This is a genomic window from Leclercia sp. 119287, from assembly GCF_009734485.1.
Classification (GTDB): domain Bacteria; phylum Pseudomonadota; class Gammaproteobacteria; order Enterobacterales; family Enterobacteriaceae; genus Enterobacter; species Enterobacter adecarboxylatus_C.
Genome location: NZ_CP046445.1, coordinates 2,692,628 through 2,716,573, shown reverse-complemented (window position 1 = coordinate 2,716,573; position 23,946 = coordinate 2,692,628). Strand labels below are relative to the sequence as shown.

Here is a 23,946-nt window from a genome sequence, read left to right as displayed (position 1 = left end):
AACGGCAAAAGAGAAGGGAAAAAGTGTGCTAACGAAAGTACATTAATAGTAGTGATATTTTCATACATCTTTATACAGAGGACTTTGGTAGTGGATTAGTCTAATTCTGCGCGCAAGGCGCTTTTTTCTATGAGGAATTAGACTATGACAATTATCAATCAGGCTACCTGTAAACTGTTCACTGATTCTGTACGATTCACCCAACTCGCAGCTTACTACGAAGAGGAAAGACGCACCGTGTGGATGATGCTGCGAGCTCAGCCACGCCCATGCTTCAATCATGCCCTGATTGAGGAGATCATGAACCTGTCCTGGCTGGTAAGGCAGTCCGGGTTTGAGGTCGATTTTTGGGTGACCGGATCGCTGGTGCCAGAGATGTACAACACCGGCGGCGATCTACGTTTCTTTGTTGAGTGCATCGAGAATGGACGTCGCGAAGCGCTTCGGGCGTATGCCCGCGCGTGCGTGGACTGTGTCCATGCTGCGTCGCGTGGCTTCGATACCGGGGCAATCACCCTGTCGATGGTGGAGGGCAGTGCGCTTGGCGGCGGATTTGAGGCCGCGCTGGCGCACCACTTCCTGCTGGCACAACGGGATGCGCGTTTAGGCTTCCCGGAGATCGCCTTCAATCTCTTTCCCGGCATGGGCGGCTACTCGCTGGTGGCACGCCGTTCAGGCATGAAACTGGCAGAAGAGCTGATCTACAAAGGGGAGTCACACACTGCAGAGTGGTATCAGCAGCAGGGGCTGGTGGACGTGCTGTTCGAACCCGGTCAGGGCTACGTAGCGACACGGACCTTCATCGACACGTTACAGCCTAAAATGAACGGCGTCAGAGCCATGCTCCGCGCCCGTCAGCGGGTGTTGCAGCTGCCGCGTAGTGAGCTTATGGATATCACGGAAGACTGGGTGGATGCCGCATTCTGTCTGCAGCAGAAGGACGTGGCCTATATGCAGCGGCTGGTTCAGCTCCAGGACCGCCACACCGCATCAGGCTTGCGTAAAGCCAGCTAACGCGCGTTGCGTGCCTGATATCGTTTAAACCATCGCTCGAATGCGACAGCGGGCATGGGCTTAGCAAAGAGAAAACCCTGTCGTTCGTTGACGCCATTCTTTGTCAGAAAGGCGTCTTCTTTCGCGCTCTCCACCCCTTCGGCAATCACCTGCAAATTCAGCGCCTGGGCGACGGCAACAATCGCCCGCACCAGTGACTGCGACACCGACTGCTTATGGATATCCCGGACAAAGGCCTGATCGAGCTTAATAGCATCGATGGGGAAGCGGGCCAGCTGCGACAGCGACGAATAACCGGTGCCGAAGTCATCGAGATGGATCTGCGCCCCCAGCTGGCTGAACTGCTGGATAACCGACAGCGCCAGCTCTTCGTTTTCAATCAGGCAGCTTTCCGTCAGCTCCACATCTATCGGGCAATATTCAAAATTGAGATCCTTCAGCGCCTGTTTCAGATCGCTGAATATGGTCTGATCCGCCAGCTGGCGGGCCGAGACGTTGACCGCTACGCGTAAATTAATGCCTTTATCGCGCCATTTGGCAACCTGGCGCACCACATCGAGCATCACCCAACGGCCCAGCGGCACGATGAGCCCCGACTCTTCGGCATAGGAGATAAACTCCAGCGGCGGGATCAGGCCGCGCTCTGGCGACTGCCAGCGAACCAGCGCTTCGAGGGTTCTGACCTCGCCTCGCCAGGTGATCTTCGGCTGGTAGTGGATCACCAACTGATCATTATCCAGCGCCTTGCGCAGGTTAGTGTCCAGCCACAGATATTCAAAGACGCGCTGATTCATCTCCGGTGAGAAGACGCAAAACGTGCCGCGTCCGTTCTCTTTGGCGGTGTACATGGCGGTGTCGGCATTGCGGATCACGCTTTCACGATCGGTCCCATGCTGCGGGGCAAGGGAGATGCCCAGCGAGCAGCCGGTATAGACTTCAATCAAACCAATCCGGAAAGGCTGGCGCAGCCGGGTCAGGATCCGCGACGCCATCGCTTCCAGCGCACCCTGGGAAGTCCCGGTGGCCAGCACGATGAACTCATCGCCGCCCAGACGAGCCAGTACCTGGCCATCTTCCAGGCAGCTGAGGATCGCCAGCGCCACGGCCTGTAAAAGTTGGTCGCCAAACATATGCCCGTAGGCATCATTCACTTTTTTGAAATTATCGAGGTCAAGGTAGACCACGCCCACCTGGGTGTCGCCGCGCTTATCGATCGCTTCGCTGATCATATCGTGAATGGCATTGCGGTTTGGCAGGCCGGTAATGGTATCGGTATTGGCGAGTACCCGGAGCCGCTCCTGGGCACGACGCTCTTCAGTGATATCCGTACCGGAGCAGATAAGGAAAATTTCGTTTTTGCCGCTGCCGCTGTGCACAAATTTATTACGAAACAGGAACAGACGTTGCCCTTTGCGGGTTTTGATCCAGCGCTCAACTTCATAAGAGCTACCGTCACGGAAAAAACCGCTGATATTACGGCGGGAGGCAGCGGCTTCGCTGCGGCTCATAAACAGCTTAAAAACGTTCTGACCAATGACTTCGTGCTCTTTCATCCCGGTGTATTCTTCGCTCAGGCGGTTGAAGCGTTGAATATTGCCGTGCCGATCGAGAATGACGATGACCGAGTTGGCTTCAGAAACCACCTGTTCGGCAAAGGAGAGACCCTGCGCCAGATCGCGGGCGACAGCGGAGGTGTCATGCCAGGCGGAGGCGGTGCCGGCCCACTCTTTTTTATTGATTTTGCGGCCTACCAGGTGCACTGGCACATCGGTACCGTACAGGGAGAGCGTCATGGTAATGCTGGAGGTGATCACCGTCATCTGGCGAATATGACTGGCCTGTTCATCGGTCAACGCGACAACCTGTGTAGTATCTGCGCTTTCACTGGCCGCAAGATGGAGCGCATTACTGTCCGCCGTCAGCCGCCACCAGGGACTGTGGGTGCCCATGTAACGAAACAGCAAATTTTGCTCCAGATCGTCAATCATGCTCTCTCCCAGGCGCACTTAATTGCACAGATTGTGCATTTCCAGTCGGTTTAATCGCAATAAAACGGCGGTAAACCCGAACTAAACCTATTGTTTTTTCCCAGTATTCTTATATTAGAACGAGAATGGCGAAAAAGGATACAGACGAATGAATATTCCTGTAGCGCATTAAGACGTGAACCCGCCCGCCGTTAATAATTGTGATCGCTTTTTGCAATTTGTGGGAGGGAAAGGTACGTAAAAATGATGAGTATGAGGTTTTAGAGGTAATAAAAAAGTCGGATCACCCGGCGTGGGTGGATCCGACTTTTCAGCAGGCGACAATCAGACGGCAGGGCGGGCAATAACGCTGCGTGTTTCCATGCGTACTTCAGCGATAGTGACGTCGATAACCTCAGTCACCTTATAGGCCACTTCACCTTTAATCTGAACGGTGCCGTTCTCCTGGCTGCAAACCAGTTCGTCACGCACGGCGTGCAGGAACGGGGCCGGAATAAAAGCCACGGCGCCGTTATCCACCAGACGAACACGCATGCCGCCGCGGCTGATATCGATGATCTCGGCCGCAAAACGGGCATCAGTCCCGGCTTTGTCTTTCAGGAAGCGGGCATACAGCCAGTCACCGACGTCGCGCTCCGCCATGCGGTTAAGACGACGACGCTCTGCCATCTGCACGGTGGTTTCGTCCTGCGGACGGGCGATGGTTTCCCCTTTGACGATCGCTTTCAGCAGGCGGTGGTTAACCATATCGCCATACTTACGGATCGGGGATGTCCAGGTCGCATAGGCTTCCAGACCCAGGCCAAAATGCGGGCCAGGTTCGGTGCTGATCTCAGCGAAAGACTGGAAACGACGGATGCGGCTATCGAGGAAGCCGGACGGCTGTGCATCCAGCTCACGACGCAGCTTGCAGAAGCCGTTCAGCGTCAGGACTTCCTGCGGGTCGACGTGTACGTCATGAGTCTTCAGCAGGGCGGCCAGCGCCTCGCTGTTCGCCGGGTCGAAGCCGGTGTGCACGTTATAAATACCGAAACCGAGTTTGTCGCGCAGTACGCGGGCCGCACAGATGTTGGCCGCAATCATCGACTCTTCAACAATGCGGTTAGCAATGCGACGCGGTTCGGCAACAATATTCAGCACTTCACCTTTTTCACCGAGAATGAAGCGGTAGTCAGGGCGATCCTTGAACACCAGCGCGTGGGTCTTACGCCACTCGCTGCGGCTCAGGCAGACGCGCTGTAACAGACGGATCTGTTCAGCAATGGCGTCATTTGCAGGCTGCCAGCTGCCGCTGTTTTCCAGCCAGTCAGACACTTCGTCATACACCAGCTTGGCTTTTGACTCGATGGTGGCTGCAAAGAATTCGATGTTCTCTTCGATGGTGCCATCGGTGGCGATGGTCATGCGGCAGGCGAGAACCGGACGGACTTCGTTAGCGCGCAGTGAGCACAAGTCGTCAGACAGTTCGCGCGGAAGCATCGGGATGTTGAAGCCCGGCAGATAGTTGGTGAAGGCGCGAATTTTAGCAGAGTCATCCAGCGGCGTGCCTTCAGCAATCCAGGCCGTAGGATCGGCAATGGCCACGGTTAACAGCAGCTTGCCGTCAGCCTGCTCTTCCACATACAGCGCATCGTCCATATCTTCGGTGCTGGCGCTGTCGATGGTCACAAAATTGAGGGCGGTGAGATCGCGACGCGTCAGACCTTCGTCCAGCATCTCCGTCGCTGCACCTTCTGGCGCTTCTTTTTCCAGATTATGGCGTGCCAGCGTGACCCACCATGGCACGAAATGGTCGTCGCCGAAGGTAATAAACTGGGTCAGCTCGGCATAAAAACCGCGGTCGCCCTTGAGAGGGTGACGGCGCATTTCAGCCACGGCCCAGTCACCTTCTTTAAAATCATGTGCGACCCCGCGCTCGGCGCGGCAAGGGATGGCGTCTTTCAGCAGGGGATGGTCCGGAATGATGGACAGACGGTCATCTTTACGCAGCACCTTACCCACAAAGCGGGTCAGGAACGGTTCGATCAACGCTTCAGGCTCGGCAGATTCACGATCCTTTTCGCTATGGATCACGGCAGTAATACGATCGCCGTGCATCACTTTCTTCATCTGCGGAGGCGGAATGAAGTAACTTTTCTGTGCATCGACTTCAAGGAAGCCAAAGCCTTTTTCCGTGGCTTTTACGACCCCTTCAGCACGTGGCGTCTGGGAATGCAGTTGCTGTTTAAGCTGCGCTAGCAGCGGGTTGTCCTGGAGCATAGTGATCTATTTTCGTAGCCATTGAGCGGCTGACAGTTTTACGCGAATCTCACTGTTACGGCAAGCGCTCTTTAGGTAATGAGTAGGGTTATTCGCCTTTGCCGATGGCGATTTTCAGACGGCTCAACCAACCGCAAAAAGCGCTCCAGGTCAGCAGGTTGATAGCCTGAGCCGGGGAAAGACCCTCGTCCGTCAGCGGGGTAAACTGCGCGGCGCTGAACCGATCCGGGGAGCGCGCCAGCTGTTCTACGGCGCGTTTTACCGCCTCATCTGGCGCATCGGCTGGTTGCGCATTATGGATGCCGCTGACCAGAATTTCCCCCGTGTAATCGAGGATCGCCGGCTCATGGCACAGCACCGGCGTAAGCTGCTGCAATAGCGGCTCGGCCTGCCAGCGTTCAAGGGATGCCAGCTGCTGCGCGCTGGCGTTCCGTTGCTCAACGCCTGGCACGACAGACTCCCAGGCGTCCATGTTCAGCTCATTATCATCAATCAGGGCATGCGGGGGGATGTGGTGTCCGGGTAGCCAGCGGACAGGGTGCCCGAGCAGGGCCTGAAACACTGCGACAACCCGCGCCTGAAAACCGACAAAGCCGATAATCTGGTTGATGGTCACGATGTCATACACCGTCAGGCCCACCTCATCGAGCTCCTGCTGCGCCTTGGCGTCGATCACGTCAGGCGAGCTGGCAAGCTGGCGGGCATACTGGGTGATCTGGGCGAGGCGGCGATTACTTTCACGAGAGGAGTCAGGACCGGAGAGCGGGGCGAGAAGCGCAGCGTAGTGATTACACAGACGCTGCACGCCGCACACCTGCGCCACGGTCAGCGCGGTGCTGAATCGGTCGTACGCGCTCAGCGTGCGCAGGCGATTTACCGGCACGGCGCGCGGGAAAAAGAGGTCACACAGCGCCCGGGCCGGGGTTAACCAGCGTTCGCAGGCCGCCAGCAGCGTTGTCGGTAAAGTGAGGTTCAGCAAAAAACGATCCGCGACCTGTGCGGCTTCGGGAACCAAAGGCAGGACTTCCGTCGGGCTGCTACTGGACTGGGTCTCGTGATACCAGTGGCCTTTGCCAGAAATACGGCGTTGTTCCATGTGCGTTCCTTGATCTCAAAATGGCGATCAATATCCTGGCGTAAGGCGGATAAGCGGAAAAATATTGTTAGGTGATAACAAATAGCGGAACGGAATAACGAGGAGGAAAACGGGATGGAACGGCAGGCAAACCTTCCCGCCGCAGCGGGAAGGTGACGAACTTATTTGATTTCCAGCTCGTTCATTGCAGCGATGTTGAAACCGCCGTCAACGTGAACCACTTCGCCGGAGATGCCAGCCGAGAGGTCAGAGCACAGGAACGCCGCGGAGTTACCCACGTCTTCGATGGTGACGGTGCGACGGATTGGGGTAACCGCTTCGCAATGCGCCAGCATTTTACGGAAGTCTTTGATGCCGGAAGCGGCCAGGGTACGGATTGGACCCGCAGAGATACCGTTCACGCGCACGCCTTCAGGACCCATCGCGTTCGCCATATAGCGCACGTTAGCTTCCAGAGAGGCTTTTGCCAGGCCCATTACGTTATAGTTCGGGATAGCGCGCTCAGCACCCAGGTAGGAGAGCGTCAGCAGGGCTGCGCCCGGGTTCAGCATGGTGCGGCAGGATTTTGCCATCGCCACAAAGCTGTAGGAGCTGATGTCGTGAGCAATTTTGAAGCCTTCACGGGTGACCGCGTTCACGTAGTCGCCATCCAGCTGGTCGCCCGGTGCAAAACCGATGGAGTGAACGAAACCGTCAAATTTCGGCCAGGTTTTTGCCAGCTCAGCGAACATGCCGTCGATGCTTTCATCTTGTGCAACGTCGCATTCCAGAATAATGCTGGAACCCAGCTGCGCGGCAAACTCTTCTACGCGGCCTTTCAGCTTGTCGTTCTGGTAGGTGAATGCCAGCTCAGCGCCTTCGCGATGCATCGCCTGTGCGATACCGTATGCGATGGACAGTTTGCTGGCAACGCCAGTCACCAGAATGCGCTTACCGGAAAGAAAACCCATAGCTCTAATCCTTATATTCATTGTTGTGGCGGCTGTCATCTGTTGGACAACCGTCGTTAAAACGCGGCGATAATAGCATGTGTCGCGTACAGTGTTAATCCGACCACTCCATACAGGGGCAGGTCAGCGATCTTTTCGCCAGGCATCGGCGGTTAAGGCTTCGCCAAAATGGCCGGCAATTAAACGTTTTGTCAGATCGTGAAGCGGCGAGGCCAGCACCGATGCGGTACTGCCGCGCTCCACCACCGAGCCTTCATGCATCACCAGCACCTGATCGCTGATGTGCTTCATCATCCCCAGATGCTGGGTCACGTAGATATACGAAATACCCTGTTTCTCCTGTAACTCCAGCATCAGGTTGATTAACTGTGAACGCATCGACATATCCAGCGAGGCCAGCGCTTCGTCAGCGATGATCACCTTTGGCCGCAGGATCAACGCGCGGGCAAGGCCGAGACGCTGTTTCTGCCCCGGGGCCAGCATGTGTGGATAGTAACTGACGTGATCCGGCAGCAGCCCGACCATTCGCAGGGTTTCAATAATCTGCTTACGCCGCGCTTCAAACTCAAGATCGGTATTCAGACGTAGCGGAAAATCGAGGATCTGCGAGATACGCTGGCGCGGGTTCAGCGACGTCGACGGATCCTGAAAAATCATGCGGATCCGCTGACTGCGGAACGAGTAATCACCAAATTTCAGCAGATGGTCGTCAATCAATACTTCACCATCGGAGGGTTCGATCATCCCGGCCAGCATTTTCGCCAGCGTCGATTTCCCTGAACCGTTCTCACCGATGATGGCCAGGGTCTGCTTTTCCCGCAGGGTAAAGCTCAGCGGTTTCACCGCTTCGACGGTCTGGCGGCGGAACAAACCGGTACGGTAGCGAAAGGTCTTACTCAGGTTGCGCACTTCCAGCAAGGTTTCGACCATGTCACTCTTTCTCCATGTTCAGCGGGAAATGGCAGGCAAACAAATGGTTCCTCGGTCCGGCCAGGCGCGGGGTTTCAATGCATTTCCGCTGCGCATACGGACAGCGCGGTCCGAGGCGACAGCCGATCGGCAAATGTTCCAGCAGCGGAATTGCCCCCGGCAGGGTATTGAGGCGGCTTTTATGGGGCATAGCGCTGCCAAAATCAGGGATCGCGCGGATCAGCGCCTGGGTATAGGGGTGATGCGGCATGGTCACCAGCTCCTCGCTACCGGCGGTTTCCACGGTCTGCCCGCAGTACATCACGTCAATCTTATCCGCCCATTTGCTCAACATCTGCAGGTCATGGCTGATCAGTAATATGGTCGTGTTGTTGTTCTGGTTAAGCCTGGTAAGCAGACGGAAAATTTGCGCCTGGGTGGTGGGCTCCATCGCGTTGGTCGGTTCGTCAGCAATCAGCAGGCGCGGCTGGTTGGCGAGCGCAATGGCGATCATCACTTTCTGACACTCGCCGTCGGTCAGCTCATAGGGGAAGCTGCGCATGGCATCTTTATGATCCTTGATCCCCACCCGGTGCAGCAGCTCGATGGCCCGGCGTTTACGCCAGCCAAAACGCTGCCACCAGCGGCCTTTATAGGTCCAGGCGGGAATGTTCTGCATCAGCTGTTTCCCCACCCGCTCCGACGGATCGAGACAGGACTGCGGTTCCTGAAAAATCATCGACACGTTGTGGCCCACCAGCTTGCGTCGCTCGCGAACGGAGAGGCGCAGCAGGTCGATATCGTCAAAGCGCATGCGGTCAGCGGTGACGCGCCAGTTATCTTTCGCCACGCCGCAAATGGCCTTGGCAATTAAGCTCTTGCCCGAACCCGACTCGCCCACCAGGCCGCGGATCTCGCCTTCGCTCAGGGTAATGCTGACCCGATCCACCGCTTTCACCCAGCCTTCGCCGGTTTTAAATTCAATCGTCAGATTGCGAATATCCAGTAACGGCATTATTCCACCCCCGCCACAATGGCGCGACGAATGCCGTCGCCAAGCAGGTTAACCAGCAGCACGCTAATCATGATCGCCGCGCCCGGCAGCATCACCGTCCAGGGGGCTACGTAGATCAGCTCCAGCGCGTCACCCAGCATTGCCCCCCATTCCGGAGAAGGGAGCTGCGCGCCCAGATCGAGAAATCCGAGCGCAGCGATATCGAGGATCGCCATCGACAGGGCGCGAGTGATCTCGGTGACCATCCCGGAGGCGATATTGGGTAGCACTGCGAACCACAGAATGTTTAAGGTGGTGGCGCCATCCAGACGAGCGGCAACCACGTACTCTTTTTCCAGCTCATCGTGAACCAGGCTGTAGACCGAGCGCACCATGCGCGGCAGCAGCGCCAGCCACACCGCAAACATGGCGTGGATCAGGTGCGGCCCCGAGAACGCCACCACGATGATTGCCAGCAGCAGCGACGGAATCGACAGCAGGGTATCGAGAATATGGTTAGTGACCGCCGAACGCAGGCCGTGGGTCGCCCCGGCGACAATGCCCAGCCCCAGACCGCACAGGGTGGCCGCCAGGGTGACCACAAAGGCGCCGCCCACCGTGGGTGCCGCGCCGCTCAGCAGGCGGCTTAAAACATCGCGGCCGAGGTCATCGGTACCGAGGAAGAAGGAGACTTCGCCGTAACGCGACCAGGAGGGGGGTAACAGCTGATAGCCAAGAAACTGCTGGTCGATGCCGTAGGGGGCAAACCAGGATCCCAGGATGCAGAGCAGCACCAGGCCGCCGCAGCCGTACAGGCCGATCATTGCCGTGGCGTCGCCGTAGAAGTTACGCCACGCGGTGCGCAACGCGCCGGGCGTGCGCTTTTCACTGTATACGCTATCGTAAGGCATACCATTCCTTATGTTTCAGCGGGTTAGCCATAGCGCCCAAAATATCGGATATCACGTTAACAATAATCACCAGTGCGCCAATCACCATCACCCCAGCGGAGATGGCGGCGTAGTCCTGCTGGCGGATGGCGTTGATCAGCCAGCGCCCCAGACCCGGCCAGCTAAAGACCATCTCGGTAATCATCGCCAGCGTCAACATGGTGGAGAACTGTAGGCCAAGACGCGGGATCACCGGCGGCAGGGCGTTATGCAGGACATGGCGGCGTAAAATCGTCAGCCGCGACAGCCCGCGCGTGGCAGCGGCTTTAACATAGTTCTGATCAAACACCTCAATGGTGCTGATGCGCATCAGGCGAATGACCTCAGTCGTCGGCGCCACGGCCAGCGCCAGCACCGGCAACACCATGTGGCGCACGGCGCTGATAATCATCTCATGCCGCCAGACCGAATCTGAGAGCCAGGCGTCAATAATCGCGAAACCGGTGACCGTCTTCACCGCATACAGCAGGTCGAAACGCCCGGACACCGGCAACCAGCCAAGCGTGAGCGAGAAAAAGAGCGTCAGCAACAGCGCCAGCCAGAATACCGGTACTGAAAAGCCGAGCAGGGCGATGGCGCTGATAAGTTTATCCTGCCACTTGTTGCGGGTGATTCCGGCCAGCATCCCGACCGGGATCCCGACCACCAGCGCAAAGCCGAATGCCAGAATGCACAGCTCCATGGTCGCAGGGAACACCTCTTTCAGCTGCTCGGCGATCGGCTGGCCGTTGATGCTGGAGACACCGAAGTCCCAGTGCAACACGCCTTCAAACCAGAACCACCATGCATTCCACAGAGAGGCTCCCTGCAGCGGTGCATGGGGGGTGAAATAGCTCAGGCTGAAGCCGACAAAAGTCAGAAAGAAGAGGGTGATCAGCAGCAACAGCAGCCGACGTAAGGTAAAAATAATCACGGTTTTTTCACCTCTTCTTGATTCTCACGTGAAACGCCGGCAAAGGACGCGTTACCAAACGGACTGAGCACCAGGCCTTTAATATCGTAACGGTACGCCTGCAGACGCAGGGAAGAGGCCAGCGGCAGCACCGGCAGCTCTTTAGCCAGAATCATTTGCGCTTCATCATACGCATCGATTCGCGCCGCCAGCTGCTGAGTAGACAGCGCTTTGCGCAGAATGTCGTCAAACTCGCGGTGGCACCAGTGGGCGTAGTTGGTCTGCGAATCGATCGCCGCGCAGCTCAGCAGCGGCCGGAAGAAACTGTCCGGGTCGTTACTGTCGGTTGCCCAGCCGGCAAGGGTTAAATCATGGTTCATGTCCATCAGGCGCGCCTCCTGAAAACGGCCTTCCACCGGGATAATTACCACCTTGACCCCCACCTGGGCGAGGTCGGCCTGCAGCAGCTCGGCGGTTTTCAGCGGACTCGGGTTCCATGCCTGGGAGCTGGTGGGCACCCACAGTTGCAGGGTGAGGTTCTCCGCCCCCAGCGCCTTGAGCTGCTCGCGTGATTTATCCGGGTTGTATTCAGTAATTTTAGCCTCGCTATCGTAAGCCCACGAGGCGCGGGGCAGGATTGAGGCGGCGGTCTCTGCGGTACCGTAATAGATGGACTGCATCAGACGCTGGTTATTGATCGCCAGCGCCAGGGCGTGACGCACCGCCGGGTTGTTCAGCGGCGGCTTATTGGTATTAAACGCCAGATAGGCAATGTTCATTCCCGGGCGCAGCGTAAGGCGCAGACGCGGATCGTCGCGCAGAATGGTCAGCTGGCTGGCAGCAGGCCAGGCCAGCACATCGCACTCGCCGGTGAGAAGTTTCGATAAACGGCCTGTTCCGCCGGAGCCTAAATCCACCACCACCTGGGGCATCAGCGGTTTGCCGCGCCAGAATTTCTCATGGCGTTGCAGGCGCACATACTGCCCGGCGCGATATTCTGCGATCTGGAACGGTCCGGTGCCCACCGGCTGGCGGTCCATCTGCTCCTGTTTGTCCTGCAGGGTCAGCTGGGTGGCATATTCGGAGGACATCACCGAGGCATAGTGCGTCGCCAGATGCCACAGGAAGGAGGCATCCGGACGGGCGAGGGTGAACTCCACCGTGCGGTTATCCAGCTTGCGTACGTTTTTCACCGTATCGGCAAACTGCAGGCTGTCGAAGTAGGGGAAGCTGCCGCCGTTGACGTAGTGCCACGCATGGTCGCGGTTAAAAATGCGCTGGAAGGTAAAGACCACATCATCCGCATTGAGTTTACGGGTGGGTTTAAACCACGGCGTGGTCTGGAAGTTCACATCGTCGCGCAGACGAAAACGGTAGGTTGCGCCGTTGTCTAAAACTTCCCAGCTCTCGGCCAGCTCCGGCACCAGGCGGTAGGTATAGGGATCGACATCCAGCAGGCGGTCATACAGCTGCGCGGCGAGAGTGTCGACGATCAAACCGCTGCTCGCTTTTTGCGGGTTGAAGGTGTTGACCTGCCCACTGACGCAGTAGACAAAGCCGCTGTCGCGAATATCGGCGCGATCCGCAGGCACGGGGGCAGCAAAAGCCTGGCTACTTAACAGACCGAGCGCAATCAGGGACGAGAAAACCAGACGCATAATTTTTAAGGTTTTTAGTGACGATCTGCAAAGTGTATCGCACTTACACCTGCTTCGTAAAAATGTCTGCGGATAAGTGCTGATATTGTCAGCGCATTTGATGCTTTTTGAGCAATGCCCTGAGTTGATGATAGGTAAGACCCAGCAGCTCAGCCGCGCGTTTCTGATTAAATTTAGCCTGCCGCAGGCTCTGCTCCAGCAGCTGCTTTTCCTGCGTCTGCTGGAACTGGCGCAAATCCAGCGGCAGGGTGGGCGAAGCCGTGGCGTGGGGCTGAGCGACAGGGGATGGTGTGGAACGATTGAAGGGATCGATCACAATCTCATCGAGCTCGGTTTCGCTGCTGCCGTGGCGATAGACGGAACGCTCAACCACGTTCTTCAGCTCACGGATATTGCCCGGCCAGCGATAATCGAGCAGCGTTTCGCGGGCGCGCTGGCTAAAGCCAGGGAACAGCGGTAGCCCCAGCTCACGACACATCTGGATGGCAAACTGCTCCGCCAGCAGCATGATATCGCTGCGCCGCTCGCGCAGCGGGGGCAGGTTGACGACGTCAAACGCCAGCCGATCCAGCAGGTCGGCGCGAAACCGCTCCTGCTCCACCATCTCCGGCAAATTAGCGTTGGTAGCGCACACCAGCCGCACATTCACCTGTAGCGGCTGACTGCCGCCCACGCGCTCCAGCTCGCCATACTCTATGACGCGCAGCAGCTTTTCCTGCACCAGCATCGGGGCGGTAGCCAGCTCATCGAGGAACAGCGTGCCGCCGTCTGCGCGCTCGAAGCGCCCGGGATGACGACGTTGCGCCCCGGTAAAAGCGCCCGCCTCGTGACCGAACAGTTCGGTATCGAGCAGATTTTCATTCAGCGCGGCGCAGTTCAGGGAGATGAAAGGCCCGTCCCAGCGCCCGGATAAATAGTGCAGGCGGTTGGCTATCAGCTCTTTCCCGGTGCCGCGCTCGCCGATGATCAACACCGGTTTGTTCAGCGGTGCCAGCCTGGAAACCTGCTCCAGCACTTCGAGAAAGCTGTTGGCTTCCCCTAATAAGGTATCTTTAAATTCAGCCATGATGAAATTAACCATTTATTGGTGTGATTCACTAAGCGAGAGTAGGGTGGAACGGGCGAAAAAGCAATCACCTTGCGTAAAATCAATAAGATAAAAAGTTGGCACGGGATTTGTATTAGCTAAGCAGCAGGGCTTAGCCCGATAACAGAAAATGTGAGGATTCAATTATGGGTATTTTTTCTCGTTTTGCCGACATCGTGAACGCCAACATCAACTCGCTGCTGGAAAAGGCAGAAGATCCGCAGAAGCTGGTGCGTCTGATGATTCAGGAGATGGAAGATACGCTGGTCGAAGTGCGCTCCACCTCTGCCCGTGCGCTGGCTGAGAAGAAGCAGCTCTCACGCCGCATTGAACAGGCCACTGCCCAGCAGAACGAATGGCAGGAAAAAGCCGAACTGGCGCTGCGTAAAGACAAAGACGATCTGGCCCGCTCTGCGCTGATCGAAAAACAGAAGCTGACCGACATCGTGGCCACGCTGGAGCAGGAAGTCACGCTGGTGGACGAAACCCTGGCCCGCATGAAAAAAGAGATTGCGGAGCTGGAGAACAAACTGAGCGAAACCCGCGCCCGCCAGCAGGCTCTGGCGCTGCGTCACCAGGCCGCCAGCTCTTCACGCGACGTGCGCCGTCAGCTTGATAGCGGCAAGATTGACGAAGCCATGGCCCGTTTCGAGTCATTTGAGCGCCGTATCGATCAGATGGAAGCCGAAGCAGAAAGCCACAGCTTTGGCAAACAGAAGACGCTGGATCAGCAGTTTGCCGATCTGAAAGCCGATGATGAAATCAGCGAGCAACTGGCCGCGCTGAAGGCCAGAATGAAACAAGACAATCAATAATAATACCTGCGGCGCCGGCTGGCGCCGCCACTCATCGTAAGACAAGGAGTAGACATGAGCGCGCTTTTTCTTGCCATTCCGCTGACCATTTTCGTGCTGTTTGTATTGCCAATCTGGCTGTGGCTGCATTACAGCAACCGTTCCTCCCGGAGTGAGCTGTCGCAAAGTGAACAACAGCGCCTGGCGCAGTTAACCCAGGACGCAAATAAAATGCGTGAACGTATTCAGGCGCTGGAAGCCATCCTGGATGCGGAACATCCGAACTGGAGGGATCGCTAATGGCCGGACTGAACCTGAACAAAAAATTGTGGCGTATCCCCCAGCAGGGGATGGTGCGCGGCGTCTGCGCCGGGCTGGCGCACTACCTCGACGTGCCGGTGAAGCTGGTGCGCGTGGTAACGGTGCTCTCCATCTTCTTTGGCCTGGCGTTTATTACCCTGGTGGCCTACATCATTTTATCCTTTGTGCTGGATCCGATGCCGGACAGCGCGATGGGCGATGAAAATGCCCCCACCAGCAGTGAACTGCTGGACGCGGTGGATGCCCAACTGTCGGCAGGTGAACAACGCCTGCGTGAGATGGAGCGGTATGTCACCTCTGATACCTTCTCGCTGCGAAGCCGTTTTCGTCAGCTTTAACTGAGAGACCTGATATGAATCAACGCTGGCAACGTGCCGGGCAGCAGGTTAAGCCGGGCCTGAAATTTGCAGGGAAGCTGGTTTTACTGACCGCACTGCGGTACGGCCCGGCGGGCGTGGCGGGGTGGGCGATCAAATCTGTCGCCCGCAAACCCGTCCGCATGCTGCTTGCGGTGGCGCTGGAACCGATGCTGAAAAAGCTCGCCAACCGTCTTTCCGGTAAACTGAAATAGACCGCAACGGCACAGCGCTGGACGTGCCGTTGCGGCACTTTTATTCCCTTCTCCTTGTCCCCATGTCATATTTCTCAGAACAATAATTCCTTCAGGCAGAACAGGATGGCGATGAAGCGACTTAAAAATGAACTCAATTCTCTGGTTAATCGTGGGGTTGACCGTCATTTGCGCCTGGCGGTCACCGGACTGAGCCGCAGCGGCAAAACCGCCTTTATCACGGCAATGGTCAACCAACTGCTTAATCTGCATGCCGGGGCGCGTTTACCCCTGCTGAGCGCCGTGCGCGAAGAGCGCCTGCTTGGCGTGAAGCGCGTGCCGCAGCGCGATTTTGGCATTCCTCGTTTTACTTACGATGAAGGGCTGGCCCAGCTGTATGGCTCGCCGCCCACCTGGCCGACGCCGACCCGCGGGGTGAGCGAGATCCGCCTGGCGCTGCGCTATCGCTCCAACGATTCGCTACTTCGCCACTTTAAAGAGACTTCCACCCTCTATCTGGAGATCGTCGATTATCCTGGCGAATGGCTGCTCGATCTGCCGATGCTGACTCAGGATTACCTCAGCTGGTCGCGGCAGATGACCGGCCTGCTGCAGGGGCAACGCGCAGAGTGGTCAGCCCGCTGGCGCACGCTGTGCGAGGGGCTTGATCCGCTGGCACCCGCCGACGAAAACCGGCTGGCAGCCATCTCGGAGGCCTGGACCGATTATCTGCATCAATGCAAAAAAGAGGGGCTGCACTTTATCCAGCCGGGCCGCTTTGTGCTGCCAGGGGATATGGCGGGTGCCCCGGCGCTGCAATTCTTCCCCTGGCCGGACGTGGACGCCTTTGGGGAATCGAAGTTGGCCCAGGCGGATAAACACACTAACGCCGGGATGCTGCGCGAGCGTTTCAACTACTACTGCGAAAAAGTGGTGAAGGGGTTTTACACCAACCACTTTTTACGCTTCGACCGCCAGATCGTGCTGGTGGATTGCCTGCAGCCGCTTAACAGCGGCCCGCAGGCCTTCAATGACATGCGTCTCGCGCTTACCCAACTGATGCAGAGCTTCCACTACGGGCAGCGCACGCTGTTCCGCCGTCTGTTCTCCCCGGTGATCGATAAACTGCTCTTTGCCGCGACCAAGGCGGATCACGTCACGGTGGATCAGCACGCCAATATGGTGTCGCTCCTGCAACAGCTGGTTCAGGATGCCTGGCAGAACGCGGCGTTTGAAGGCATCAGCATGGACTGTCTGGGGCTGGCGTCGGTGCAGGCTACCCAGAGCGGCTTGATAGACGTCAATGGCGATAAAATCCCGGCGCTGCGCGGACATCGACTGAGCGATGGCTCCCCGCTGACGGTCTATCCCGGCGAGGTGCCCGCCCGGCTGCCTGGCCAGGCGTTCTGGCAAAAGCAGGGCTTCCAGTTCGAAGCTTTCCGTCCCCAGACAATGAATGTTGACCAGCCGCTGCCGCACATTCGCCTTGATGCCGCGCTGGAGTTTTTAATTGGAGATAAATTGCGATGACCGAACCCTTAAAACCGCGCATGGATTTTAACGGTACGCTGGAGCAGTAACAGCATGAGGCCTTTAAGGCGGCGCAGACTTTTAATCCGACTCAGGCAGAACAGTTTTCCCCGGTGGTAACCGATATGCTCCCCGCCGAAGAGGGGCAGGCCGAGGCCGTGGTGGAGGCTGCCCTGCGGCCTAAACGCAGCCTGTGGCGTAAAATGGTCAGCGCCGGATTGCTGCTGACCGGCGTCACGGTGGTGGGGCAGGGCGTGCAGTGGGCGATCAATGCCTGGCAGACCCAGGACTGGGTGGCGCTGGGTGGATGTGCGGCCGGGGCGCTGATCGTCGGGGCGGGCGTGGGTTCTGTCGCTACCGAATGGCGACGCTTGTGGCGACTGCGCCAGCGCGCGCACGAGCGTGACGAAGCCCGGGATCTGCTCCACAGCCACGGCACCGGCAACGGACGGGCGTTTTGCGAAAAACTGGCGAAGCAGGCCGGGCTCGATCAGTCGCATCCGGCGCTGCAACGCTGGTATGCCGCGATCCATGAAACCCAGAACGACCGGGAGGTAGTCTCGCTGTATGCCCATCTGGTCCAGCCGGTGCTCGACAGCCAGGCGCGGAGGGAGATCAGCCGCTCGGCGGCAGAATCGACCCTGATGATTGCCGTCAGCCCGCTGGCGCTGGTGGATATGGCCTTTATCGCCTGGCGTAACCTGCGTCTGATTAACCGCATCGCCACCCTGTACGGCATTGAGCTGGGCTATTACAGCCGCCTGCGTCTGTTCCGCCTGGTGCTGCTTAATATGGCCTTCGCCGGTGCCAGCGAGGTGGTGCGCGAGGTGGGTATGGACTGGATGTCGCAGGATCTGGCCGCACGTCTGTCGGCCCGCGCAGCCCAGGGGATTGGCGCCGGACTGCTGACCGCACGGCTGGGGATTAAAGCGATGGAGCTGTGCCGTCCTCTGCCGTGGACAGCGGACGATAAACCACGGCTGGGCGATTTCCGCCGGGAATTAATCGGCCAGCTGAAAGAAACGCTCAACAAAAAACCGCAGTAGCTCTTCCTTCTCGCACATAATTCCGCCGCTCGCTTCACAGGCTGTCAATATTTGTTGACAGCCTTCTTCCCGATCGCCGATATCTGGCTTATCATTTCAAGGTTACTGGCTTATAGAGTGATTTTCCCATGCGTCTGGAAGTGTTTTGTAAGGACCGTCTCGGCCTGACTCGCGAGTTACTCGATCTCCTTGTTTTGCGTAGCATTGATCTGCGCGGCATTGAGATCGACCCTATCGGGAAGATTTACCTGAACTTTGCCGAAATTGCATTCGATACATTCAGCAGCTTAATGGCTGAAATCCGCCGTATCGCTGGCGTTACGGACGTGCGCACCGTGCCGTGGATGCCCTCCGAGCGCGAGCATCTGGCCCTGAGCGCGCTGCTGGAAGCGATGCCTGAGCCGTTCTTATCTCTGGATCTGAAAGGTAAAATTGACCGGGCCAACCTGGCGAGCTGTCAGCTGTTTGCCCAGGAGCAGGACAAGCTGAGCAGTCACAATGCCGCCCAGCTGATCCCCGGCTTCAACTTCCAGCGCTGGCTGGAGAGCAATCCGCGGTCAACCCACAGCGAGCATGTGATCATCAACGGGCAGAATTTCCTGATGGAGATCACCCCGGTTTACCTGCAGGGCGATAACGACGACCGCACCCTGACCGGCTCGGTGATTATGCTGCGCTCCACCGTGCGCATGGGACGTCAGCTGCAAAACCTGTCGAGTCAGGATGTCGGCGCTTTCAGCCAGATTATTGCCGTCAGCCCGAAAATGCGTCACGTGGTAGAGCAGGCCCGCAAGCTGGCCAATCTGGCGGCACCTTTGCTTATCACCGGTGATACCGGAACCGGCAAAGATCTGCTGGCCCATGCGGTACATCAGGCGGGGCCGCGCGCGGCTAAACCTTACCTGGCGCTGAACTGCGCCTCTATCCCGGAGGATGCCGTCGAAAGCGAGCTGTTCGGCCACGCCCCGGAAGGCAAAAAAGGCTTCTTTGAGCAGGCCAACGGCGGCTCGGTGCTACTGGATGAGATTGGCGAAATGTCGCCGCGGATGCAGGCCAAGCTGCTGCGTTTCCTTAACGACGGCACTTTCCGTCGCGTGGGTGAAGATCATGAGGTGCATGTGGATGTACGCGTGATCTGCGCTACCCAGAAGAACCTGGTAGAGCTGGTGCAGAAGGGCGTCTTCCGCGAAGATCTCTATTATCGCCTCAACGTGCTGACGCTGAATATCCCGCCGCTGCGCGATTGTCCGCAGGACATCATGCCGCTGACCGAACTCTTTGTGGCGCGCTTTGCCGATGAGCAGGGCATTCCTCGACCGAAGTTTTCGGCCGATCTCAATACGGTGCTTACCCGTTACGGTTGGCCGGGGAATATCCGCCAGCTGAAAAATGCGATCTATCGGGCACTGACCCAGCTTGAAGGCTATGAGCTGCGGCCGCAGGATATTTTACTGCCCGATTACGACGCCGGTACGGTGGCGGTGGGCGAAGAGGCGATGGAAGGGTCGCTGGATGACATTACCAGCCGCTTTGAACGCTCGGTCCTGACGCAGCTCTATCGTAACTATCCCAGCACGCGTAAGCTGGCGAAACGGCTGGGCGTTTCTCATACCGCCATCGCCAATAAGTTGCGCGAGTATGGTCTGAGCCAGAAGAAAGGCGACGAGTAATCTGCATCTGAACCGAACTGACGTGGCAGGCATAATGCCTGCCACGCGGGTAGTTATGGCTCAACGTTAACAATCACTCGCTTGTAGCGGGTTAAGCGCGGCGTGCCATGATCGGTAACCGCCAGAATGATATGCATCGTACCGGTTCCCGGTGGCATCACCCGGGCGTCGGTCACATCGAACCAGGCTTTCGGCTGGTCGGCATTTTTAATGTCTAACATAATGCCGGTTGCCGCGTTCGACAGCACCCGCGTTCCTGCCTCTGCGTAGACAAACCACTCATATGAGAGGGCATCCCCGTCGGGATCGCTTGAACCTACCGCGCTGAGTTGCACGCGTTCGCCTTTTTTCACCGTTAGGGTGGCAGGATGATCGAGCTTCGGCACCGGCGGGTGATTCGCCTCACTGTAGGGCTTAACGGTCCAGTCCATTCGGGCGGCAAAATCATTTTGATACGCGCCGCGCCAGCGCCAGATTGTCGCATGGTTGGTGGTATGCCAGCGGTTATCAAACCCCAGCACTTCATCCTGCGTATTGGTCCAGATCGGGCGTGTCTCCTGCGCCATAAACCATCTCTCTTTATGTGGCGTGTAAAGCTCGTAGCGACCACCCCAGCCACCCCACTCCGGATGCTCAGGATCCGATAAGCCATTATTGATGAGGTTTAAAAATGAAGGCGTGTCGCCCTCCATCATAAACTTCCAGCGCGGATATTCTGCGCCTAACGGCCCTTTGCTGCGCACGTTTTTATCCAGCCATTCGTTGGTCACCAACTGATAATCGGCTCCGGCAAAACGACCATGAAAATAGTCGCCGCCAATACCTATCCAGGTTGCGTGGTGGAAGCCGCCTCCGGCGTTCTGACCCGGTGAGACGATATAAAACAGCGACGGGAATTCTTTGCGTATCCACGGGCCGCTGTCATCCTGATCGGAGATGGCATAGACACGAAGTTTGGCAACAAATTGTTCGAGTTGCTCAGCTGTGCGGGTGTGACGTACTTTCCAGAGCGCCTGCGCGAGAACGTTCGGGCCGCCCCAGACCGCAACCCACAAAGGACGATCGTCCTGGCGATCAACGGCCTTAATCAGCAGCTCGGATCCCGTCGAGTCTTTGCCTTCGCCCACCGCAGCCATATTGTGGATGGGTAATCCCTGGGCAACGGTTTTAAGCAGCGCCTCCGCTGACGGGAAACCTGGCTCGTGACGCTCCAGGTTGTCACGAACCTGGCCGTAGCCCTTAACGATGGCGACGATGCGTTCAGGCTCAACCTGATCTTTATTTTTGCCTGTCGAGGTGGCGACCAGCCCTTCGATGTTCATCTGGTTGGCGTAGGTCATCAAACGCACCATTGACATCTGGTCATCCGGATCGTCACCAATGTCTGTCAACACGAACAGGCGTTGTCTGGCCTCTTTTGCTGCAGACGAAGAAGGCAGCAGCCGGTCGGCACGTGCTGCAAAGTCGGCCAGATAGGTGGCTCGCCACTGGTTTATGGTCTTAATACCGTGCTGAGGACCAAAGGGGGCCACGTCCTCGCTCAGGGTGGGATCGGGATTGTCTGTCCACCAGTTTGGATAGCGGGCGGAGGGCTGCGTCGCCCGGGAAGCCGCAGGAGGAACTGAAGTGAAGCTGCCGCCAATCGGGTCTGCCAGGCTGGGCCAGTTTGACTCAATGGTGTATTTCCACGTTTGCGAGGCTTTGGAGACAAAACGGAAGTGCCAGCTTCCATCCGCTGCCGCAAAGCCAGGGAAGCGATCGCTTGCCGAGGCGGAGGTGGGTACTACCAGCTCTGCCTTAGTTCCCGCAGGTGCACGCCCGTCGGGATGAACGATCAGCTCAACCAGACCGTAGGTTTCCACCACATCGGCAGCGGTGGGCGTGGCGTTAAAACTGTACATCGGGCGATCCCATGCCCGCACGAACCGTCCTCCACCTTTGCTTTCCTGGGTGGGTTCTTCAGGGTTGGGGCCAAGAACATAAGCCACCGACGGGGTATCGCCCATCTTGAGCTGGCCATCGCCATAGGCGTTAAAGAAATCGCCAAGCGCGCCGTGGCCTTTCAGATGTTTTGCCACGAAAGTGGCACCATCGACGCCATTGCGTTGATCCCCTCCCGTGAACCAGCCGCGGTAGGTGGCGTTGTTTTCAATGATGTGCAGATCCGGGTGATGCCGGACGATGTAATTATACGCAGAAGTAGACCATTTCTTGTTCGGCCCGCCGATATAGTAGACGCGAATCTTCTGTTTGATGGTCGGGTCGTCGTGCAGGGCCTGCGCCAGATCGTCAATGCCTCCCCAGACCAGGATCCAGAGGGGACGGGGGTCAGGGCGCTTTGCCGCTTCAATAATGAGCTTCGAGCCATCGGTGGGCTGGCTAAAACCGTCGGGAGGCGCAGAGTCCATCCCGCCCTGACGGGTAATTGACCGCAGATAATCCGGAGTCGGATAATCGGCAGACCAGGTTTTCAGGTTCGGGTAATCCTGTGCGTACCGATCGATTGTCTTCAGGATCTCAGTCATGCGGTTGCGCACCGGGCCCCAGGGCGAAGAGATGAGCCCCTCAAGCTGCATGGCGTCCGCATACATGAGCAGGTGAACAAGCGACTGATAATCGTCGAAATCCGTCCCGCCAATATCCGTGGAGACGATCACTCGCGGTTTGGGCGTTACGACGTTTTCTGGCGAGCCAACCGCAGCGCTGGCCTGGCCGTGCGCATCATAAACGACGACCATTAAGGGCATCACCAGCGACATAAAAATACGCCGTCCTTTTGTTTTCAGTTTCAGAGCCGCCACATTTCCTCCAGAGGTTTTTATAGTTATGACACTTCAGGGATGAAAAGCAGCCTGGCATAAGTCTGGTGCAAAACCGGTTTATGATTTTTCTAAATTGCTCATTTAATTTTTTAATTACATGAAGTTAACTGCAAGAATACCTGTTCAGCCGTCGATCGGCTTGTGATAGGGTGGTGTTTCGCTCACTGTTCAGAGATCACGCCATGGCGTCGCGAAAACATGACATGTTTCGGGTTGCACTCATGCTGAAGGCCAAAGGGCGCTATGGCAGGAGCATTATTGAGGGCATCTGCGAGTACATGAAATCGACGCGGATCCACTGGGATTTCCTCCTTGAGGAAGATTTTCGCTCTTCGCCAGCCAGTCTGCTCGAATGGAAGGGGGATGGCGTCATCGCTGATTTCGACGACCCGATGCTCACCTCACTGCTGACGAAAGTGGATATGCCGGTGGTCGGTATTGGCGGCACCTGGCAGATGAACAGTCCTGCGATCCGCTCCCTTTCTTATGTGGCCTCTGATAACGTTGAACTGGTAAGGCTTGCCTATCAGCATTTGATCGACATGGGACTGCCGCGATTTGCCTGTTACTCCATCGAGTCGACGATTATGAATCCCTGGGCGGTGGAGCGGGCCCGCGCCTTTCGCCAGTTTGTGGAGGCGGACGGACACCAGGCGGAGATTTTTGAAGGGATCCCGACACACGCCCTGGTGTGGCAAAACATTCTTGAAGATTTAGCACGCTGGCTGGACAGGCTACCTAAACCCATTGGCATTATTGCGGTGACTGACTCCCGGGCCAGGCAGGTGCTGCAGGCGTGTTCTATAGCAGGCTACGCCGTGCCGGAAGAAGTCGCCATTATCGGTATTGATGACGATCCGCTGCTGCGTAGCCTCAGCCGTATTGCCATTAGCTCGGTCGCTCAGGGCACCCACCAGATGGGGCGTACCGCCGCGAAGATGCTGCACCGGCAGCTGACGGGCACCCCGCTGCGCGAGAGGCATATGGTGGTGCGACCCGAGGGGGTGAATGCCCAGGCGTCTACCCGGCATAGCTCTATAATGAATACCTATATTTTGCGTGCACGCTATTTTATCCGCCAGTTCGGCAGTCTGGGGATTAAGGCGGCTCAGGTCGCAGAGCATGTGGGCTGTTCCCGTGCGACGCTGGACATGCACTTTATGCGTACACTCGGAAAGACTTTGCACGACGAATTACTGAGCTTCAGGCTTGAACGCTCTCAACATTTGCTGAGCGAGACTAACCTGAGTTATTCAGATGTGGCTATGCAAAGCGGCTTTACGTCGCTTCAGTACATGTATTCTGTTTATCGCCGGGAAATGGGATGTACGCCGGTGGAGTATCGAAAGGCGCGTTGTGCAGGGTTGCTTTAGAGCTATATTGCCAGATGAATGGCATGAGCCCATGCTTCTCCGG

The 23,946-nt window shown here is 57.3% G+C and carries 19 protein-coding genes and 1 pseudogene; 9 read left to right on the top strand and 11 right to left on the bottom strand.

Annotation, left to right across the window (positions count from 1 at the left end):
- Positions 1-144: 144 nt before the first annotated feature.
- A complete protein-coding gene (locus tag GNG27_RS13030; RefSeq protein WP_156263951.1) occupies positions 145-1,014 on the top strand; it encodes a crotonase/enoyl-CoA hydratase family protein in 870 nt (289 codons plus the stop codon).
- Here the strand turns inward: GNG27_RS13030 and pdeR are convergent.
- The 10 genes from pdeR to pspF form a co-directional block, all read right to left on the bottom strand.
- Positions 1,011-3,002 (bottom strand): cyclic di-GMP phosphodiesterase, encoded by a 1,992-nt coding sequence (gene pdeR / locus GNG27_RS13025; RefSeq protein WP_142489796.1) that lies wholly within the window; start codon positions 3,000-3,002, stop codon positions 1,011-1,013. The two genes, GNG27_RS13030 and pdeR, sit on opposite strands and share 4 nt — an antisense overlap.
- 324 nt (positions 3,003-3,326) lie before the next feature.
- Entirely contained in the window at positions 3,327-5,261 is a 1,935-nt protein-coding gene (locus GNG27_RS13020; protein WP_156263950.1) for an exoribonuclease II, read from the bottom strand.
- Between the two features lie 88 nt (positions 5,262-5,349).
- A complete protein-coding gene (locus GNG27_RS13015) occupies positions 5,350-6,357 on the bottom strand; it encodes a CMD domain-containing protein (protein ID WP_156263949.1) in 1,008 nt (335 codons plus the stop codon).
- Positions 6,358-6,518: 161 nt separating this feature from the next.
- Positions 6,519-7,307, bottom strand: coding sequence for an enoyl-ACP reductase FabI (gene fabI / locus GNG27_RS13010; protein ID WP_142489793.1), 789 nt, complete (start codon positions 7,305-7,307; stop codon positions 6,519-6,521).
- 123 nt (positions 7,308-7,430) lie between these two features.
- Positions 7,431-8,237 (bottom strand): putrescine export ABC transporter ATP-binding protein SapF, encoded by an 807-nt coding sequence (sapF, locus tag GNG27_RS13005; protein ID WP_142489792.1) that lies wholly within the window; start codon positions 8,235-8,237, stop codon positions 7,431-7,433.
- Between the two features lies 1 nt (position 8,238).
- Positions 8,239-9,231: a putrescine export ABC transporter ATP-binding protein SapD gene (gene sapD / locus GNG27_RS13000; protein WP_142489791.1), complete on the bottom strand. Its 993-nt coding sequence runs from the start codon at positions 9,229-9,231 to the stop codon at positions 8,239-8,241.
- Positions 9,231-10,121 (bottom strand): putrescine export ABC transporter permease SapC, encoded by an 891-nt coding sequence (sapC, locus tag GNG27_RS12995; RefSeq protein WP_142489790.1) that lies wholly within the window; start codon positions 10,119-10,121, stop codon positions 9,231-9,233. The genes sapD and sapC overlap by 1 nt, the downstream gene beginning before the upstream one ends.
- On the bottom strand, positions 10,108-11,073 hold the full coding sequence (gene sapB, locus GNG27_RS12990; RefSeq protein ID WP_142489789.1) for a putrescine export ABC transporter permease SapB: 966 nt from the start codon (positions 11,071-11,073) through the stop codon (positions 10,108-10,110). The genes sapC and sapB overlap by 14 nt, the downstream gene beginning before the upstream one ends.
- Positions 11,070-12,710, bottom strand: a complete 1,641-nt coding sequence (gene sapA / locus GNG27_RS12985) for an ABC transporter substrate-binding protein SapA (RefSeq protein WP_142489788.1) — start codon at positions 12,708-12,710, stop codon at positions 11,070-11,072. The genes sapB and sapA overlap by 4 nt, the downstream gene beginning before the upstream one ends.
- Positions 12,711-12,798: 88 nt before the next feature.
- On the bottom strand, positions 12,799-13,776 hold the full coding sequence (gene pspF / locus GNG27_RS12980; protein WP_142489787.1) for a phage shock protein operon transcriptional activator: 978 nt from the start codon (positions 13,774-13,776) through the stop codon (positions 12,799-12,801).
- A 167-nt stretch (positions 13,777-13,943) separates the two neighbouring features.
- Here pspF and pspA point away from each other — a divergent pair, with 167 nt between their 5' ends.
- From pspA to tyrR, 7 genes and pseudogenes are all read left to right on the top strand, one after another.
- A complete protein-coding gene (gene pspA, locus GNG27_RS12975; RefSeq protein ID WP_156263948.1) occupies positions 13,944-14,612 on the top strand; it encodes a phage shock protein PspA in 669 nt (222 codons plus the stop codon).
- 54 nt (positions 14,613-14,666) lie between these two features.
- On the top strand, positions 14,667-14,891 hold the full coding sequence (gene pspB, locus GNG27_RS12970; RefSeq protein ID WP_106993128.1) for an envelope stress response membrane protein PspB: 225 nt from the start codon (positions 14,667-14,669) through the stop codon (positions 14,889-14,891).
- Complete coding sequence (gene pspC, locus GNG27_RS12965; protein ID WP_142489784.1) at positions 14,891-15,250, top strand: envelope stress response membrane protein PspC; 360 nt, start codon at positions 14,891-14,893, stop codon at positions 15,248-15,250. The genes pspB and pspC overlap by 1 nt, the downstream gene beginning before the upstream one ends.
- 14 nt (positions 15,251-15,264) lie before the next feature.
- Positions 15,265-15,483: a phage shock protein PspD gene (gene pspD / locus GNG27_RS12960; protein WP_142489783.1), complete on the top strand. Its 219-nt coding sequence runs from the start codon at positions 15,265-15,267 to the stop codon at positions 15,481-15,483.
- Positions 15,484-15,594: 111 nt separating this feature from the next.
- Positions 15,595-16,992 (top strand): YcjX family protein, encoded by a 1,398-nt coding sequence (locus GNG27_RS12955; protein WP_156263947.1) that lies wholly within the window; start codon positions 15,595-15,597, stop codon positions 16,990-16,992.
- Positions 16,989-18,038, top strand: a pseudogene (locus tag GNG27_RS12950) (TIGR01620 family protein). The gene GNG27_RS12955 and the pseudogene GNG27_RS12950 overlap by 4 nt, the downstream one beginning before the upstream one ends.
- Positions 18,039-18,166: 128 nt before the next feature.
- A complete protein-coding gene (gene tyrR / locus GNG27_RS12945) occupies positions 18,167-19,708 on the top strand; it encodes a transcriptional regulator TyrR (protein WP_106993113.1) in 1,542 nt (513 codons plus the stop codon).
- A gap of 53 nt (positions 19,709-19,761) precedes the next feature.
- Here the strand turns inward: tyrR and GNG27_RS23510 are convergent, their stop codons facing one another.
- Positions 19,762-22,509, bottom strand: a complete 2,748-nt coding sequence (locus tag GNG27_RS23510; RefSeq protein ID WP_197090525.1) for a nucleoside hydrolase-like domain-containing protein — start codon at positions 22,507-22,509, stop codon at positions 19,762-19,764.
- Positions 22,510-22,751: 242 nt separating this feature from the next.
- Between GNG27_RS23510 and GNG27_RS12930 the strand changes: the two genes are divergently transcribed.
- On the top strand, positions 22,752-23,903 hold the full coding sequence (locus GNG27_RS12930; RefSeq protein WP_197090524.1) for a DNA-binding transcriptional regulator: 1,152 nt from the start codon (positions 22,752-22,754) through the stop codon (positions 23,901-23,903).
- Positions 23,904-23,946: the final 43 nt, after the last annotated feature.